We start from the raw sequence: 17065 nt of genomic DNA on the forward strand, positions 1-17065 counted from the left end.
ACGCCCCCCGCGGGCGACCCCGGCCGGAGGGCCCGTAGCTCGATGTCCTCAACTCCTGAGTTTCCGCGACACGTCGTCACCGCCGTGCTCGTCACCCACGACGGCGCCCGCTGGCTGCCCGACGCACTCGCCGGGCTGCTCGCCCAGGAGCGCCCCGTGCAGAACGTGGTGGCGGCCGACACCGGCAGCGCCGACGACTCGGCGCAGCTCGTCGCCGACGCCATCGGCGCCGACCGCGTCCTGCACCTCGCGCGCCGCACCGGCTTCGGCGCCGCCGTCGAGGAGGCCGCCCGCACCGCGCCCCTGCTCGGACCCGAGGAACTGCCCTACCTGAAGCGCCCCAGCGGCTGGGACCCCGCCAGCCGGACCTGGAACGACGAGGCGTACGACCTCCCCGAACTCCCGCACGGCGAACCGGTCCAGTGGCTCTGGCTCCTCCACGACGACTGCGCCCCCGAGCCCGGCGCCCTCGCCGAACTCCTGCGCGTCGCCGAGTCCGACGCGGAAGCCGCCGTCATCGGCCCCAAGCTGCGCGGCTGGTACGACAGGAAGCAGCTCCTCGAAGCCGGCGTGAGCATCGCCCGCAGCGGCCGCCGCTGGACCGGACTCGACCGCCGCGAGCAGGACCAGGGCCAGCACGACCAGGTCCGCTCCGTCCTCTCCGTCTCCACCGCCGGCATGCTGGTCCGCCGCGACGTCTTCGAGGGCCTCGGCGGCTTCGACCGGCGCCTGCCCCTCATGCGCGACGACGTCGACCTGTGCTGGCGCGCGCACTCCGCCGGCTTCCACGTCCTCGTCGCCCCCGACGCCGTCCTGCGCCACGCCGAGGCCTCCGCCCGCGAGCGCCGCACCGTCGACTGCGCCGGACGCACCGCCGCCAACCCGCACCGCGTCGACAAGGCCGGCGCCGTCCACACCCTCCTCGCCAACACCCGCGGCGGGGCCCTCCCGTACGTCCTCGTACGGCTCGTCCTCAGCACCCTGCTCCGCACCCTCGCCTACCTCGTCGGCAAGGCCCCGGTCCAGGCGGTCGACGAGGTCATGGGCCTCCTCGCGACCCTGCTGCGGCCCGAGAAGATCCTCGCCGCCCGCAAGCGCCGCAAGAACCCGGTCGTCCCCAACGGCGAGTTCCGGTCCCTCTTCCCACCGCCCGGTGCCACCCTCCGCGCCACCGTCGAGCAGATCGCCTCCCACTTCGGCGGATCCGAGGCCGACACCGGCGGCTCCCGCCACGGCGTCGTCGAGTCGGGCCCCGGCGGCGACGACGCCGACTACCTGGAGATCGAGCAGTTCGCCCGGCTCAAGAAGATCGCCCGCAAGCCCGGCCCCGTCCTCTTCGCCCTGCTCCTCCTCGTCTCCCTGGTCGCCTGCCGCAACCTCTTCGCCGGTGGCTCCCTGGCCGGCGGCGCCCTGCTGCCCGCCCCCGACACCGTCTCCGACCTCTGGTCGCGGTACGCCGACGCCTGGCACGCCCTCGGCACCGGTGGCACCCAGACCGCCCCGCCCTACCTCGCCGTCCTGGCCGCGCTCTCCGCGCTGTTCCTCGGCTCCACCTCCACCGCGCTGACCCTGCTGCTCGTCTGCTCGGTCCCGCTCGCCGGCTTCACCGCGTACTTCGCCGCCCGCGGCATCGTCGGGTCCCGGCTCCTGCGCGCCTGGGGCGCCATCGCGTACGCCTTCCTGCCCGCCGCCACCGGCGCCCTCGCCGCCGGCCGGCTCGGCACCGCCGTCCTCGCGATCCTGCTCCCGCTGATCGCCCGCGCCGCCGTCGCCGCCCACGGCTTCAACCGGCCCGACCGGGGCAGCTGGCGCGCCACCTGGGCGTACACCTTCCTGCTCACCTTCGCCACGGCGTTCACCCCGGTCGTCTGGCCGCTCGCCGTCCTCCTCGGCCTCGGCGTGCTCGCCGTGCGCCGCTCCGACCTCACCGCGTACGGACTGCGCTTCCTGGCCGCCGTCGGCACCCCGCTGCTCGTCCTCGCGCCCTGGTCGCTCACCCTCCTCACCGACCCCGGCGCCTTCCTGCGCGAGGCCGGCGTCGACGTCCGTACGGGCACGGCCACCGCGCTCGACCTGCTCGCCACCAGCCCGGGCGGCCCCGGCACCACCGGCGGCCTGCTCCTGATCGGACTCGTCCTCGCCGGCCTGGCCGGCCTGCTGCGCGAGGAGCGGCAGCTCGCCGTCCGCACGGCCTGGGCCGCCGCCCTCGCCGGCCTCCTCTTCGCCGCCCTGTCCAACGGCGCGGGCGGCACCGGCTGGGCCGGACCCGCCACCCTCGTGTACGGCGCCGCCCTCATCGCCGCCGGCATGATCGGCGCCGAGGGCGGCCGCACCCGCGTCGCCGCCCACGGCTTCGGCTGGCGCCAGCCCGTCGCCGCCCTCATCGCCCTCGCCTGCGCGCTCGGCCCGGCCGTCGCCGCCGTCGGCTGGATGATCGGCGGCGCCGACGGCCCGCTGACCCGCCGCGACCCGGTCCAGGTCCCGGCCTTCGTCGCCGAGGAGAGCGGCACCCGCGACCAGCCCCGCACCCTCGTCCTCGGCGCCGCCGCGCCCGGCGAGGTCGCCTACACCCTGGTCCGCGGCTCCGGCGCCCGCCTCGGCGACGCCGAACTCACCGCGGCCGCCGAGGACGCCCCCCGCCTCGACGCGGTCGTCGCCCGCCTCATCGCCGGCTCCGGCGCCGACCAGACCCAGGAGCTCAGCGGCTACGCCATTCGGTACGTCCTCGTACGGGACGGAGCACCGCGCCAGATGAGCCGCGTCCTCGACTCCACGCCCGGCCTCAGCCGCCTCAGCCAGCTCGACGGCAGCGCGCTCTGGCGCGTCGACCGCGAGATCGCCCGCGTCATGATCGTCCCGCCCGCCGCAAAGACCGGGGACGCCGGGAGCGCGCAGGAGACCGCCAAGCCGGTCGCCGTCGCCGCCGGTCCCGTCGAGGCGCACACCCAGATCCCCGCGGGCCCCGCCGGCCGCGTCCTGCGCCTCGCCGACCGCGCCGCCGACGGCTGGACCGCCACCCTCGACGGCAAGGAGCTGACGCGGACCACCGTCGACGACTGGGCCCAGGGCTTCGAGCTCCCCGCCGGAGGCGGCCGCCTCGACCTCACGTACGACGAGCCGCTCGGCCACACCGCGTGGATCTGGGCCCAGGCCGGCCTCGCCGTCGTCCTGCTCGTCCTCGCCCTGCCCGGGCGGCGCCGCGAGATCGACGACGACCTCCCCGAGGAGGAGCTCGCGATCCCCGCCCAGGCGACCGAGGGCGACGGCCGCCGCGCCCGCCGGCTGCGCGCCGCCGCGGAAGCCGAGGCGGAGGCCGCCGGCGCCCCCGAGTTCCCGGAGTTCCCGGCGCCCCCGGAGAACGAGCCCGCCCCGATCCCTGAGCAGCAGTCCTACGAACCCCGGGACCAGGACCAGGAATGGGACGGCGGCTACGACCCGGCCTACGCCCAGGCGCCCGCGCAGCAGGCCCAGGAGCAGCCGGGTGCCCAGCCGTACGCCGACCAGGGCTACTACCAGGACTACGCGGCCGACCCGTACCAGCAGCAGCCGTACGCGTACCCCCAGCAGGGATACGAACAGCAGGGGTACGAGCAGCAGGGCTATGAGCAGCCGCAGTCGTACGACCCGCAGCAGCCCCAGCAGCAGTACGACCAGCAGCAGTACGACCCGTACGGCTACGGCTACGGATACCCCCAGGGCCACGAGACCGAGCAGCGTCCCGACGGGAGCAGCAACCAGTGAAGCGCACGACCCTCTCCCTGATCGCGGGCGCCACGGCCCTCGCCGCCGTCACCGGCTTCGCGGCCCTCACCGCCCCGGACGGCACCGCCGCCCCCGAGGCGAAGGCCACCACCCGCCTGCCGGTGGAGCGCGTCGGCCTCGTCTGCCCGGCCCCCAGCACCTCCGAGGTGGCCGAGACGCTCTACACCTCGTACACCCCGACGAGCACCGGCGCGGCGAAGGGCACCCCGGGCAAGACCGAGCAGCCCACCGCCCTGCTGCGGACCGCCCCGCGCGCGACGCCCGCGGACGGCACCGGCAAGACCGGCAAGAAGCCCAAGGCCTCCAAGGCCCCGGCCACCGTCACCGCCCCCGGCAAGCCCGTCACCGCCGAGGCGGACGGCGGCTCCGTGCCCGCCCTCACCGGCTCCGCGACCGGCACCCTCGCCCCCGGCTGGACCGTCCAGCAGACCACCGTCGTCCCGGCGGGCGGCGCGCGCGGCCTCCTCGGCCTCGGCTGCGGCGCCCCCGACACCGACTTCTGGTTCCCGGCCGCCTCCACCGCCAAGGACCGCCAGGACTACGTCCACCTCACCAATCCGGACGACACGGCCGCCGTCGCCGACATCGAGCTGTACGGACCGGAGGGCCTCCTCAAGTCGCAGTTCACCGAGGGCATCCCGGTCCCCGCCCACTCCACCGTCCCGGTGCTCCTCTCCACCCTCACGAGCGAGACCGGCCGGCGGGACGTCACCGTCCACGTCACCACCCGCAGCGGACGCGTCGGCGCCGCCGTCGCCGCGGCCGACGACAAGCTCGGCAGCGACTGGATCGCCCCGGCCGCCGACCCGGCGGCCACCGCCGTGCTCCCCGGCATCCCGGCCGACGCCACCTCGGTGCGGCTCGTGGCCTTCGCCCCCGGCGACGACGACGCCGACCTCAAGGTCCAGCTGGTCACCGCGACCGGCACGATCGTCCCGGCGGGCGGCGGCTCGCTCCACGTGAAGTCCGGGATGACGGCCTCCGCCGACCTGCCGGACCTCACCCGGGGCGCGGTGGGCTCCCTGCTGCTCACCCCGAGCGACCCGAAGAAGCCGGTCCCGGTCGTGGCGGCCCTCCAGGTCGTGCGCGGCAAGGGCGAGAACACCGAGATCGCGTTCATCCCGGCGACCGCGGCCGTCTCCGCCCGTGCGACGGTCGCCGACAACCGCGCCAAGGCCTCGACGCTCTCCCTGACCGCCCCCGGCGCGGACGCCCGGGTCAAGGTCACCGCCTCGGCCGGTTCCGAGGGGGGCACGCCGGTGTCGAGGACCGTCACCGTCAAGGGGGGCACGACGACGGTCCTGACCGACCTCGTCCCCGGGGGCCTCAAGGGCTCCTACGCGCTGACCGTGGAACCCGTCTCCGGCGGAAAGGTCCACGCGGCACGGACGCTCGCCCTCCCGGAGGACGGCATCCCGATGTTCACCGTCCAGACCTTCGTCGACGACCGAGGCACGGTAGAACTCCCGACGGCCCACCAGGACCTGGGCGTACTGGACTGAGCTCCTGTGCGGGGCCCCGCCCGTCCCCGCCGTGTGGGCAATCGTCCCGCAGGGGGGTGCCCACCCACCCTCGCCCACCCGTTGTGGGCAATCGTTCCGCGGGGCGAGGGGGGCCCTGTTCGAGCGAAGCCGAGAGCTTGGGGGAGGGTGGGCACACGGGACGGCGCGCTCAGCCGCGCCTGGGCTCCGGTGCCTGAACCCGCACCCGGCGGACGGCGCGCAGTCGTGGGACGCACCGGTACGGGCCCGGGGCCCACCCGACGGGCTCAGTCCTGCCCGTACCGAGGATCAACGGACTCGGGTGAGAGCCCGAGCAGCTCGGCCACCTGCTCCACCACGACCTCGTGCACCAGCACCGCCCGCTCGTCCCGACTCTTCGAGCGGATCTCGACCGGCCGCCGATAGACGACCACCCGCGCGGGCTCGTTCTTCTCGGCGGGCAGCGCACCGCCCAGCGGCACCGTCTCGCCGGACACCGGCGGCGGCACCTCCATCACCATGAAGTCGACGTCCGCCAGCTGCGGCCAGCGCCGCTCCAGGCGCTCCACCGAGTCGAGGACGAGGTCGCGGAAGGTGTCGGCCCGGCTCGCGGAGAGCGGCACCTGCGGCGGCGCGACGGGTCCCCGCATCCCGCGGCCGTGCCGGTCGCGGCGGCGGACCCGAGGCTCCGCCGGGGGCTCCACGGGACGGTGCGAGGGGCTCGGCGGTACAGGACTGTCCATCACTGACGCAGCGTAACTCCCATCCGCCCCACCGCACCGTGGCGCCTCCTCGCCGACTTCCCCGGCGTGCCCGCGCCCCCGCCGCACTCCCGCCGCGCCCCCTGTCGAAACCTGAACATTCCGGCCGAGCCCACGCCCGATTCGAGGGCTCGTCGCGATCGGCCATCTGGCCCTGGTTGACCGGATTTGTATCCCAAGGTGTCTGAATACCCCCCTGCCCTCCCCTCCTTGGGTCCCCTCCCTCGCAGGTCAGAGCCTCCATCACTCGAAGGGGGGTGTCGGAGGTCACACCGCGACACGGTGGAGTGACCTGAGGGAGAGTCGTCGCGGCCCGCTCAAGAGTGCGGTACCGTCCAACGTCGTGAGCCCTGTACGTCGCTGTTCGCGCACCGCGTGCGGCCGCCCTGCCGTCGCGACACTGACGTACGTCTATGCCGACTCGACTGCGGTCCTCGGCCCGCTCGCCACCTACGCCGAGCCCCACTGCTACGACCTGTGCGCCGAGCACAGCGAGCGCCTCACCGCCCCGCGCGGCTGGGAGGTGGTGCGGCTCTCCGACGGGTCCGCGCCCACCCGCCCCAGCGGCGACGACCTCGAAGCGCTGGCCAACGCGGTCCGGGAGGCGGCCCGCCCCCAGGAGCGCGCGGCCGAGGCCGGCGGCAAGGTCGGCGGAGGCCGCGGCGGCGACCCCATGGAGGTCGGGCGCCGCGGACACCTCAGGGTGCTCCGTTCCCCCGACAACTGACGGCATCCGGCCACCGTCCGCGCCCCCCGACCTCGCTCCGGGTAGTTTTGGCGTTCCGTACACGCGCCGCACACGCGTGTCAGAGCACTCAGGAGGGTGGATCCGTGACTGCCGATCTGTCGCAGATCGTGAAGGCGTACGACATCCGCGGAGTCGTACCCGACCAGTGGGACGAGAAGCTCGCCGAGCTCTTCGGCGCCGCCTTCGTACGGGTGACGGACGCGGACGCGATCGTCATCGGCCACGACATGCGGCCCTCGTCCCCCGGCCTCGCGGCCGCCTTCGCGCGCGGCGCGGCCCGCCTCGGCGCCGACGTCACCCTCATCGGGCTCTGCTCCACGGACCAGCTGTACTTCGCCTCCGGCAGCCTCGGCCTGCCCGGCGCCATGTTCACGGCCTCCCACAACCCGGCCCAGTACAACGGCATCAAGATGTGCCGCGCCGGCGCCGCACCCGTCGGCCAGGACACCGGCCTCGCCGACATCCGCGCCCTCGCCGAGGAGTGGTCGGAGAAGGGCGCCCCCGAGGCGGCGGCGAAGCAGGGCGCCATCACCGAGCGCGACACCCTCGCGGACTACGCCGCGCACCTCAAGAACCTGGTGGACCTCACCGCGATCCGCCCCCTCAAGGTGGTCGTCGACGCGGGCAACGGCATGGGCGGCCACACGGTTCCGACGGTCTTCGAGGGCCTCCCGCTGACGACGGTCCCGATGTACTTCGAGCTGGACGGCACCTTCCCGAACCACGAGGCCAACCCGCTCGACCCGAAGAACATCGTCGACCTCCAGGCCCGCGTCCAGGCCGAGGGCGCCGACCTCGGCCTCGCCTTCGACGGCGACGCCGACCGCTGCTTCGTCGTCGACGAGCGCGGCGAGCCGGTCTCCCCGTCCGCGATCACGGCCCTCGTCGCCGCGCGCGAGCTCGCCAAGAACCCCGGCGGGACGATCATCCACAACCTGATCACCTCCTGGTCGGTGCCGGAGGTCGTCCGCGAGCAGGGCGGCGAGCCGGTCCGCACCCGCGTCGGCCACTCCTTCATCAAGGAGGAGATGGCGAAGACCGGAGCGATCTTCGGCGGCGAGCACTCGGCGCACTACTACTTCAGGGACTTCTGGAACGCGGACACCGGCATGCTGGCCGCACTCCACGTCCTGGCGGCCCTGGGCGGCCAGGAGGGCACCCTGTCGGACCTGGTCTCGGCCTACGACCGGTACGCCTCCTCGGGCGAGATCAACTCGACGGTCGCGGACCAGGCGGCGAGCACGGCCAAGGTGAGGGCGACGTACGAGGACGCCGAGGGCGTCACCTTCGACGAGCTCGACGGCCTGACCGTGACGGCGGCGGACTGGTGGTTCAACCTCCGCGCCTCCAACACGGAGCCGCTGCTCCGCCTCAACGTCGAGGCCCGCGACGGGGCCACCATGGCCAAGATCCGCGACGAGGTCCTCGCCCTGGTCCGGGCGACGGACTGACCCCGCCGCCCCGCCGGGGAACGGGGGCGTGCCCCGTTCCCCGGCGGTAGGCTGACCTGGCCCGATCCGTCTGTTCGAAGGGACACCCCATGCCGCTCGAAGCCGGCCTCCTGGAGATCCTGGCCTGCCCGGCCTGCCACGCTCCGCTCAACGACCGCACGGCGGACGAGACCCCCGAGCTGATCTGCACGGGCCCCGACTGCGGCCTCGCCTACCCGGTCCGCGACGACATCCCGGTCCTCCTCGTCGACGAGGCCCGCAAGCCGGCGTAACGCCTCCGTTGTGGGCATTCGTTCCGCTGGAGCGGCGCCCGCCCTCACCGGACGCGCCCCGTTGTGGGCCTTCGTTCCGCAGGGGCGGAACGGGTGGGCACAACGGACGGCGCCCCTCGCCGGGTCCAGGCTCCCGTGCCTGAACCCGCACCCCGACGGGCAGACGGGCACCGGGGCCTCCCCGCCGAGTACGGGTCCCGAGCGGTACGGGCCCGCGCGCCCTCCGGGGAGGCCGGGCGCACCACCAGGCCCCGCACCCGCAGCGCCCTCTCACCCACCCCGTCCACCCGGGAGGCACCGCACATGCTCGACGAGACTCTCCTCGACGCTCCGGACGACCTCGCCCTGGCCGACCGCCGCGGCCTCCTCCGCGGCGCCGCCGAAGCCGGCGCACGGGTACGGACCGCCGCCCGGCACGCCACCGAGGCCGGCATCGCGGACCTCCGCCCCGAGGGCCGCCCCCGCACCGTCCTCGTCGCGGGCCCCGGCACCGCCGCCGCAGGCGTCGCGGACCTGATCGGCGCGCTCGCCGGAGCCGCCGCCCCCGTCGTACGACTCCAGCCGACCGGCGTCGCCCCCGCCGCGGGCGCCCTGCGCTGGGCCCTGCCGGGCTGGGCGGGTTCGGTGGACCTGCTGCTGCTCCCGACCACGGACGGCGGCGAACCGGGCCTCGCCCTCCTCGCCGAGCAGGCGTACCGCCGCGGGATCACGGTCGTCGCCGTCGCCCCGAAGGACTCCCCGCTCGCCGAGGCGGTCAACGGCTCGCGCGGCCTGTTCGTCCCGATGGCCATCACCCCGAACGAGTCGCCCGACGAGTACGCCGAGAGCATCGCGGCCAGCCCGGGCGCCCTCTGGGCCCTGTTCACCCCGCTGCTCGTGCTCCTGGACCGCGTGGGTCTCATCGAGGCGCCCTCGGAGGCCCTGGAGAAGGTCGCCGACCGTCTGGACCGCACGGCGGAACGCTGCGGCCCGGCCATCGCCACGTACAGCAACCCGGCGAAGACGCTCGCCGCGGAGCTCGCGGACTCGCTCCCGCTGATCTGGACCGAGGGCAACGCCGCGGGCCCGGCCGGCCGCCGTTTCGCCGCGATCCTCGCCGAACTCGCGGGTCTGCCCGCCCTCGCCGCGGAGCTCCCGGAGGCCCTGCCGGCGCATGGAGTGCTCCTCGCGGGCGACTACGCGGCGGGCGCGGACCCGGACGACTTCTTCCGCGACCGAGTGGAGGAGCCGCAGGCGCTCCGCGCGCGCGTGGTCCTGCTCCGCGACCGCCCGGCGGGCGGCCTGACCGCCGGCCCGGCAGCCCGCGAGCTGGCCCTCGGCCACGGGACCGCCATCAGCGAGCTGGAACCGGAGGAGGGCGGCGACCTGGAGACCCTCGCCGAGCTGCTCGCGGTGACGGACTTCGCGGCGGTGTACCTCGCCCTGGCCACCTCGGGCCGCACCCCGCACTAGCCCCCCCGCCCGGCGCCCGTCCGACACCCACCGGCGCCAACCCGAGCCGACCCGGGCGCCGGTGCACCGGCAGAACCACCGGTACACCGCGAGGACCCCACTCCGTCACCCGCGTGCCCACCGCCCCGACACCCGCCCGTCACCCGCCCCCTGTCACCTGTCACCCGACACCCGAAGACCCGTCACCACTCCGAGGAGCTGGCAGGCACCATGGACCGCCTCGTCAACACCGTCCGTCCCTACGCCTGGGGATCCACGACGGCCATCCCGGAACTGCTCGGAACCGCCCCCACCGGCGAGCCCCAGGCCGAGATGTGGATGGGTGCCCACCCCGGCGCCCCCTCCCGCACCGGGCGGGGCGCGCTGAACGACCTCATCGCCGCCGACCCCGTACGCGAACTGGGGGAGCGGACCGTCGAGAAGTTCGGCCCCCGGCTCCCGTTCCTCCTGAAGCTGCTCGCCGCGGGCGCCCCGCTCTCCCTCCAGGTCCACCCCGACCTCGCCCAGGCCAAGGCCGGGTACGCCGCCGAGGAGGCCGCCGGCATCCCGGTCGACGCCCCGCACCGCACGTACAAGGACGCCAACCACAAGCCCGAGCTGATCTGCGCCCTCACCCCCTTCGACGGCCTGTGCGGCTTCCGTGACCCCGTCGAGGCCGCCGACCTCATCGCCGCGCTCGGCGTCGACTCCCTCAAGCCGTACGTGGACCTCCTCCACGCCCACCCCGAAGAGGCCGCGCTCCGCGAGGTCCTGACGGCCCTGCTCACCGCCGACCGCGAGGAGATGGCGCACACCGTCGCCGAGGCCCATGCCGCCGCCGACCGCCTCGGCGGCGACCACGCCCCGTACGCGACCCTGGCCCACCACTTCCCGAGCGACCCCGGCGTGATCGCCGCCATGCTCCTCAACCGCGTCCGGCTCCAGCCCGGCGAGGCCCTCTACCTCGGCGCGGGCGTCCCGCACGCCTACATCGAAGGCCTCGGCGTCGAGATCATGGCCAACTCCGACAACGTGCTGCGCTGCGGCCTCACGCCCAAGCACGTCGACGTCCCCGAACTCCTCCGCGTCGTCCGCTTCGAGCCGACCGAGCTGGCCGTCCTGCGCCCCGAGGCCTCCCCCTCCGGCGAGGAGGTCTACGAGACCCCGATCGACGAGTTCCGCCTCTCCCGGTACGTCCGCGCGGAAGGCGCCGCGCCGACCGACGTCACCGCACCCACCCCGCAGATCCTGCTCGCCGTCGCGGGCCGCACGCAGGCGGGGGAGGTCAGCCTCGCCCCGGGCGAGTCCGTCTTCGTCCCGGCGGGCGAGGCCACCGAGCTGACCGGAGCGGGCACCGTCTTCCGGGCGACCGTCGTGGCCTGATGCGACAATGACCGGCCGAACCGCGGCGACCGAGCCGGAGCATCGACGAAGGGACCACGTACACCCATGAGCGCGTCAGGCGGAACCAAGGCGATCGTGGCGGCACTCGCCGCCAACCTCGCGATCGCCGTAGCCAAGTTCGTGGCGTTCCTCTTCAGCGGTTCGTCGTCGATGCTCGCCGAGAGCGTTCACTCGCTCGCCGACTCCGGCAACCAGGGCCTGCTGCTCCTCGGCGGCAAGAAGGCCCAGCGCGAGGCCACCCCGCAGCACCCCTTCGGCTACGGCCGCGAGCGGTACATCTACGCCTTCCTCGTCTCCATCGTGCTCTTCTCCGTCGGCGGCATGTTCGCCATCTACGAGGGCTACGAGAAGATCAAGCACCCGCACCCCATCGAGGCCTGGTACTGGCCGGTCGGCGTCCTGGTCTTCGCGATCATCGCCGAGAGCTTCTCCTTCCGGACCGCCATCAAGGAGTCCAACGAGATCCGCGGCGGCCTGTCCTGGAAGGACTTCATCCGCCGCGCCAAGGCGCCCGAGCTGCCCGTCGTCCTCCTGGAGGACTTCGGCGCCCTCGTCGGCCTCGTCCTCGCCCTCGGCGGAGTCGGCCTCGCCCTCGCGACCGACGACGGCGTCTGGGACGGCATCGGAACCCTCTGCATCGGCGTCCTGCTCATCGTGATCGCGATCGTGCTCGCCGCCGAGACCAAGTCGCTGCTCCTCGGCGAGTCCGCCGGCGCCGACGAGGTCAAGAAGATCGAGGCGGCCGTCGTCGACGGCGAGACCGTCACCCGCCTCATCCACATGCGCACCCTCCACCTCGGTCCCGAGGAACTCCTCGTCGCCGCCAAGATCGCCGTCCAGCACGACGACACGGCCACCGAGGTCGCGAACGCCATCAACGCCGCCGAGGAGCGCATCCGCGCCGCCGTCCCGATCGCCCGGGTCATCTACCTGGAGCCCGACATCTACAGCGAGACGGCCGCCGCGGCGGGCGACGACCCGGCCAAGACCCCCGGCGGCACCGCCCACTGACCCCCACGGGCGAGCACGCCCCACCCGCCTCAGGCCCCCGGGACGCACGTCCCGGGGGCCTCGTGCGTCCGATGCGGACTGTGGCCCGCCGCACCGATCGGTGTAGATTCGTGACCAGCCAGACGTCGCTGCTGATGGCGGTCGGGCGGTCCACGGACCGGCCGAGGGAGAGAGGGCCTCCGACGACGGCACCGAGGAAGCGCCCGGGCATTCGTGTGCCCAGGGTGCCTTGCCGTGGTGCCAGGCGCCTCAATCGACCCTCGCACTCGCACACACGAGGAGCAGCCCAGTCATGACGACTGCCGCCCACCAGGACTTCAAGGTCGCCGACCTCTCCCTGGCCGCCTTCGGCCGCAAGGAGATCACCCTCGCCGAGCACGAGATGCCCGGCCTGATGTCGATCCGCCGCGAGTACGCCGAGACGCAGCCGCTCGCCGGTGCCCGCATCACCGGCTCCCTGCACATGACCGTGCAGACCGCCGTCCTCATCGAGACCCTGGTCGCCCTCGGCGCCGAGGTCCGCTGGGCCTCCTGCAACATCTTCTCCACCCAGGACCACGCCGCCGCGGCCATCGCCGTCGGCCCGAACGGCACCCCGGAGAACCCCCAGGGCGTCCCGGTCTTCGCCTGGAAGGGCGAGACCCTGGAGGAGTACTGGTGGTGCACCGAGCAGGCCCTCACCTGGCCGAACACGCCCACCGGCGGCCCGAACATGATCCTGGACGACGGCGGTGACGCCACCCTCCTCGTCCACAAGGGCGTCGAGTTCGAGAAGGCCGGCTCCGCCCCGGACCCGTCGACCGCGGACAGCGAGGAGTACGGCTACATCCTCCAGCTCCTCAACCGCACCCTCTCCGAGGCCCCGCAGAAGTGGACCCAGCTGGCGTCCGAGATCCGCGGCGTCACCGAGGAGACCACCACCGGCGTCCACCGCCTCTACGAGATGATGCAGGTCGGCACCCTGCTCTTCCCGGCGATCAACGTGAACGACGCCGTGACGAAGTCGAAGTTCGACAACAAGTACGGCTGCCGCCACTCCCTCATCGACGGCATCAACCGCGCCACCGACGTCCTCATCGGCGGCAAGACCGCCGTCGTCTGCGGCTACGGCGACGTCGGCAAGGGCTGCGCCGAGTCCCTCCGTGGCCAGGGCGCCCGCGTCATCGTCACCGAGATCGACCCGATCTGCGCGCTCCAGGCGGCGATGGACGGCTACCAGGTCACGACCCTCGACGAGGTCGTCGAGACCGCCGACATCTTCATCACCACCACCGGCAACAAGGACATCATCATGGCCGCCGACATGGCCAAGATGAAGCACCAGGCCATCGTCGGGAACATCGGCCACTTCGACAACGAGATCGACATGGCCGGCCTCGCCAAGGTCCCGGGCATCGTCAAGGACGAGGTCAAGCCGCAGGTCCACACCTGGACGTTCCCCGACGGCAAGGTCCTCATCGTCCTCTCAGAGGGCCGCCTGCTGAACCTCGGCAACGCGACCGGCCACCCGTCCTTCGTGATGTCGAACTCCTTCGCGGACCAGACCCTGGCCCAGATCGAGCTCTTCACCAAGCCGCAGGAGTACCCGACCGACGTCTACGTGCTGCCGAAGCACCTCGACGAGAAGGTCGCCCGCCTCCACCTGGACTCGCTCGGCGTCAAGCTGACGACCCTCCGTCCCGAGCAGGCCGCCTACATCGGCGTCGAGGTCGAGGGCCCCTTCAAGCCGGACCACTACCGCTACTGATGCCCCGGCCGGCGGCGCCCGCGTGCTGACGCGGCGCCGTCCCGGACACCCGTAGAGGACTCAGGCAGGCCCCCCGCACCCCCGTGCCGGGGGGCCTGCCCCGTCCGGCCCCCGCTACCGCTTCCAGGAAGCGCCCCTCCCGAGGACCACCCCATGCCCCGCGGCCGTTATTCGCTCCATGACCCGCACGATCACACCCCCCTCGGTGAAGAGCACTTCCACTGCGCGCCCGGCCCCTCCGGCTGGCGCTACGTCTCGCAGATCACCGCCCCCTCCGGCGACCACCGGGGCTCCGTCGACCTGGCCGTCGACGAACTCGGCCGCCCCATCCGCCTCGAACTGCACGCCGCGAGCTGGCAGGTCCGCGGCGCGGCCCTCGACGGCGTCACCTGGGTCCGCACGGACCCCACCGGAACCCACGCCACCGAAGGCAATGTGCGCGCCCACGCCTTCACCGGCACGTCCCCGGCGTTCCTCGTCGCCCTCACGCGACTCCTGCGTCTCACCCCCGATTCCCCCGAGACCCGTGTCAGGCTCGTCGCCTTCACGGACCCGGTGCTCGCCCCCCTCACGGTCGACCAGTCCTGGGCCCTGCTGAGAAGTGAAGCGCACGCCACTGACAACGGCCCCCTGATGGTGGACGAGTACCAGGTCAGCGCCCTGGACACGGGCGAACGCCATACGGTCCACATCGCCGGCGACGTGGTCCTCGCCGCCCCCGGCATCGAACTCGAAGACCTCGAAACCCCGCCCTCGGCCTTCCCCTGACCCGATCCCTCAGGCGACCGGACCCCTCAGGCCGGCGGAGCGAACCCGGTGGCACGCGCCCCGGACTCCACCGCCGACCCGCCGACGGGAGGAGCGACAGCAGGAGGAGCGACAACGGGGGAAGCGATGACCGGGGGAGCAGGGGAAGCGACGACCGGAGGGACCGGGGGCTCGACCACCGAGGCAGTCGGAACAGACGGCGGAGGAACGGCACCCGGCACCACCCCGGCGGCCGACGGGGCGAACGCCCGCCGGGCGTCCCGCGCCTGCCGCTCGGCCACCACCCCCGCCAGATAGGCGTCGGCCGGAACCCCCGCCGGCGGCGGCGTACCGGTCCGCGCCACCAGCTCGTCGGCCAGCCGCTCCGCCAGCCGGCGCCCCACCACCGGGTCCAGCTCACGCGACCGCGTCAGGTACTGACGCACCTCCAGCCACAGCGTCTCCGGCACCGCCGAGAGATCGACCCCCGCGAACCGCCCCACCAGCCACGGCGGCGGCGGAGGCACGGCCAGAACCCGGGCCGCGGGTATCCGCTCCCGCACCACCAGCGTCCCCGCGAAGACGTCCCCGAGCCGCCGCCCCCGCTCGGACACCAGCGAAGCGACGAGGGCGACGACCCCGAAGGTCATCAGGATCTCCACGACCCCCATCGCGCCGCGCACCAGCGCGTGCCGGAACCGGATCGGCCCCCCGTCGTCCCGGACCACCCGCAGCCCACAGGCCAGCTTCCCCAGCGACCGCCCGTGCGACAGCGTCTCCACCGCGATCGGCGCCCCGACGAGCACCAGCAGGAAGGACGCGACGGACACCGCCATCACCGCAGCCTCGTCCAGCGACGCCGTGGCGACCGCGAGCCCCAGCGTGAGCAGCAGATACACCGCCCACACCGCCACCAGGTCGATGAGCACCGCGAGCGCCCGACTCGGCAGCCGCGCGGGCTGCAACCCCAGGACGACCGCATCACCCGTCACAAGACCACTCACGGCACCCACCCTTCTCTGCCCTTCCCGACCCCTCCGAACGCCAGTCTGCCAAGCTGACCCGCAGCGCGCCGCAGTAGTACGGACCCGTCCGAAGCCAGTGCCTGGAGCAGCAGCCGATCATGGACCTCGACGTCTACGTGACCGCCCACCGCGCCGAGTGGGAACGCCTCGACCACCTCCTGCGCCGGGGCGGCAAACTCACCGGCGCCGAGGCCGACGAACTCGTCGCGCTCTACCAGCGCACGGCCACCCACCTCTCGATCGTCCAGTCGAGCACCCCGGACCCCATGCTCACGGCCCGGCTCACCCAGCTCGTGGCCCGCGCCCGCGCCACCGTCACCGGCACCCGCCGCTCCTCCTGGCGCGACGCCGTCCGCTTCCTCACCGCCGGCTTCCCCGCCGCGGTCTACCGCTCCCGCCGCTGGTGGATCCCCACGGCCGTCCTCTCCACGCTGCTCGCGGTCCTCATCGGCTGGTGGATCGGCACGCACCCGGAGGTCCAGGCCTCGATCGGCGCCTCCACCGACCTCCGCGAGATGACCCGTCCCGGCGGTCAGTACGAGACGTACTACTCCAGCCACCCGGCGGCCTCCTTCGCCGCCCAGGTCTGGACGAACAACGCCCAGGCAGCGGCCATGTGCCTGGTCCTGGGCGCGTTCCTGGGGATCCCGGTGCTCTGGATCCTCTTCCTGAACATGCTGAACCTCGGCGTGGGCATCGGTCTGATGTCCTCCGCCGGCCGCCTCGACGTCTTCCTGGGCCTGATCCTTCCCCACGGTCTGCTCGAACTGACCGCCGTCTTCGTGGCCGCCGGTACGGGCCTTCGCCTCGGCTGGACCGTCGTCGACCCGGGCCCCAGGACCCGCCGCGCCGCCCTGGCGGAACAGGGCCGCGCGGCCGTCGGCATGGCGATCGGCCTGGCCCTGGTCCTCTTCGTCTCGGGCCTGCTCGAAGGCTTCGTCACCCCTTCCGGCCTCCCCACCTGGGCCCGCATCACCATCGGCATCGCCGCCGAGCTGGCCTTCCTCGCCTACGTGTACGTGCTCGGCGGCCGTGCCGCCCGGGCCGGCGACACGGGAGACCTGGAGGAGCCCGACCGCAGCGCCACGCTCCCCACCGCCGCCTGATGTGCGTCGGCCCCTCCCGAGCTGCTAGTCTCCTCCGGTGCTCGCGAAAGCTGTTGACACAGCGGTCGTGGGGAGGTAGATTTAAACGGTTGCCTAGAACTGGACAGTTCGGCAGCAAC

Annotated in this window: 13 protein-coding genes; 11 read left to right on the forward strand and 2 right to left on the reverse strand. The window is 73.7% G+C overall.

Features of this window, described 5'->3' with window-relative positions:
* Positions 1–42: 42 nt before the first annotated feature.
* Complete coding sequence (locus tag BLW86_RS23075) at positions 43–3741, forward strand: glycosyltransferase family 2 protein (RefSeq protein WP_093875806.1); 3699 nt, start codon at positions 43–45, stop codon at positions 3739–3741.
* A complete protein-coding gene (locus BLW86_RS23080; RefSeq protein WP_093875807.1) occupies positions 3738–5264 on the forward strand; it encodes a DUF5719 family protein in 1527 nt (508 codons plus the stop codon). Before BLW86_RS23075 ends, BLW86_RS23080 begins: the two co-directional genes overlap by 4 nt.
* A 266-nt stretch (positions 5265–5530) precedes the next feature.
* On the opposite strand, the gene BLW86_RS23085 is transcribed toward BLW86_RS23080, so the two are convergent.
* Positions 5531–5986, reverse strand: coding sequence for a metallopeptidase family protein (locus tag BLW86_RS23085; RefSeq protein ID WP_093875808.1), 456 nt, complete (start codon positions 5984–5986; stop codon positions 5531–5533).
* 310 nt (positions 5987–6296) lie between these two features.
* On the opposite strand from BLW86_RS23085, the gene BLW86_RS23090 reads away from it, so the two are divergent.
* The 8 genes from BLW86_RS23090 to BLW86_RS23125 all read left to right on the forward strand — a co-directional run bounded on the left by BLW86_RS23090 (position 6297) and on the right by BLW86_RS23125 (position 14836).
* Positions 6297–6731, forward strand: a complete 435-nt coding sequence (locus tag BLW86_RS23090; RefSeq protein WP_093875809.1) for a DUF3499 domain-containing protein — start codon at positions 6297–6299, stop codon at positions 6729–6731.
* 104 nt (positions 6732–6835) lie between these two features.
* Positions 6836–8203 (forward strand): phosphomannomutase/phosphoglucomutase, encoded by a 1368-nt coding sequence (locus BLW86_RS23095; protein ID WP_093875810.1) that lies wholly within the window; start codon positions 6836–6838, stop codon positions 8201–8203.
* A gap of 89 nt (positions 8204–8292) precedes the next feature.
* The gene (locus tag BLW86_RS23100; RefSeq protein WP_093875811.1) at positions 8293–8475 is read left to right on the forward strand and encodes a Trm112 family protein; all 183 of its coding nucleotides are present in this window, start codon (positions 8293–8295) and stop codon (positions 8473–8475) included.
* A 303-nt stretch (positions 8476–8778) separates the two neighbouring features.
* Positions 8779–9927, forward strand: coding sequence for an SIS domain-containing protein (locus tag BLW86_RS23105; RefSeq protein ID WP_093875812.1), 1149 nt, complete (start codon positions 8779–8781; stop codon positions 9925–9927).
* Positions 9928–10137: 210 nt separating this feature from the next.
* Positions 10138–11289 (forward strand): mannose-6-phosphate isomerase, class I, encoded by a 1152-nt coding sequence (gene manA, locus BLW86_RS23110; RefSeq protein WP_093875813.1) that lies wholly within the window; start codon positions 10138–10140, stop codon positions 11287–11289.
* Between the two features lie 66 nt (positions 11290–11355).
* Positions 11356–12321: a cation diffusion facilitator family transporter gene (locus BLW86_RS23115; RefSeq protein WP_093875814.1), complete on the forward strand. Its 966-nt coding sequence runs from the start codon at positions 11356–11358 to the stop codon at positions 12319–12321.
* Positions 12322–12613: 292 nt separating this feature from the next.
* Positions 12614–14068: an adenosylhomocysteinase gene (ahcY, locus tag BLW86_RS23120; RefSeq protein ID WP_093875815.1), complete on the forward strand. Its 1455-nt coding sequence runs from the start codon at positions 12614–12616 to the stop codon at positions 14066–14068.
* A 153-nt stretch (positions 14069–14221) separates the two neighbouring features.
* Entirely contained in the window at positions 14222–14836 is a 615-nt protein-coding gene (locus BLW86_RS23125) for a hypothetical protein (RefSeq protein WP_093875816.1), read from the forward strand.
* A 26-nt stretch (positions 14837–14862) separates the two neighbouring features.
* Here the strand turns inward: BLW86_RS23125 and BLW86_RS23130 are convergent, their stop codons facing one another.
* The gene (locus BLW86_RS23130; RefSeq protein WP_177181732.1) at positions 14863–15819 is read right to left on the reverse strand and encodes an RDD family protein; all 957 of its coding nucleotides are present in this window, start codon (positions 15817–15819) and stop codon (positions 14863–14865) included.
* A gap of 119 nt (positions 15820–15938) precedes the next feature.
* Between BLW86_RS23130 and BLW86_RS23135 the strand changes: the two genes are divergently transcribed.
* Positions 15939–16946, forward strand: coding sequence for a stage II sporulation protein M (locus BLW86_RS23135; protein ID WP_093875818.1), 1008 nt, complete (start codon positions 15939–15941; stop codon positions 16944–16946).
* Positions 16947–17065: the final 119 nt, after the last annotated feature.

This window comes from Streptomyces sp. TLI_105 (assembly GCF_900105415.1).
Taxonomy (GTDB): domain Bacteria; phylum Actinomycetota; class Actinomycetes; order Streptomycetales; family Streptomycetaceae; genus Streptomyces.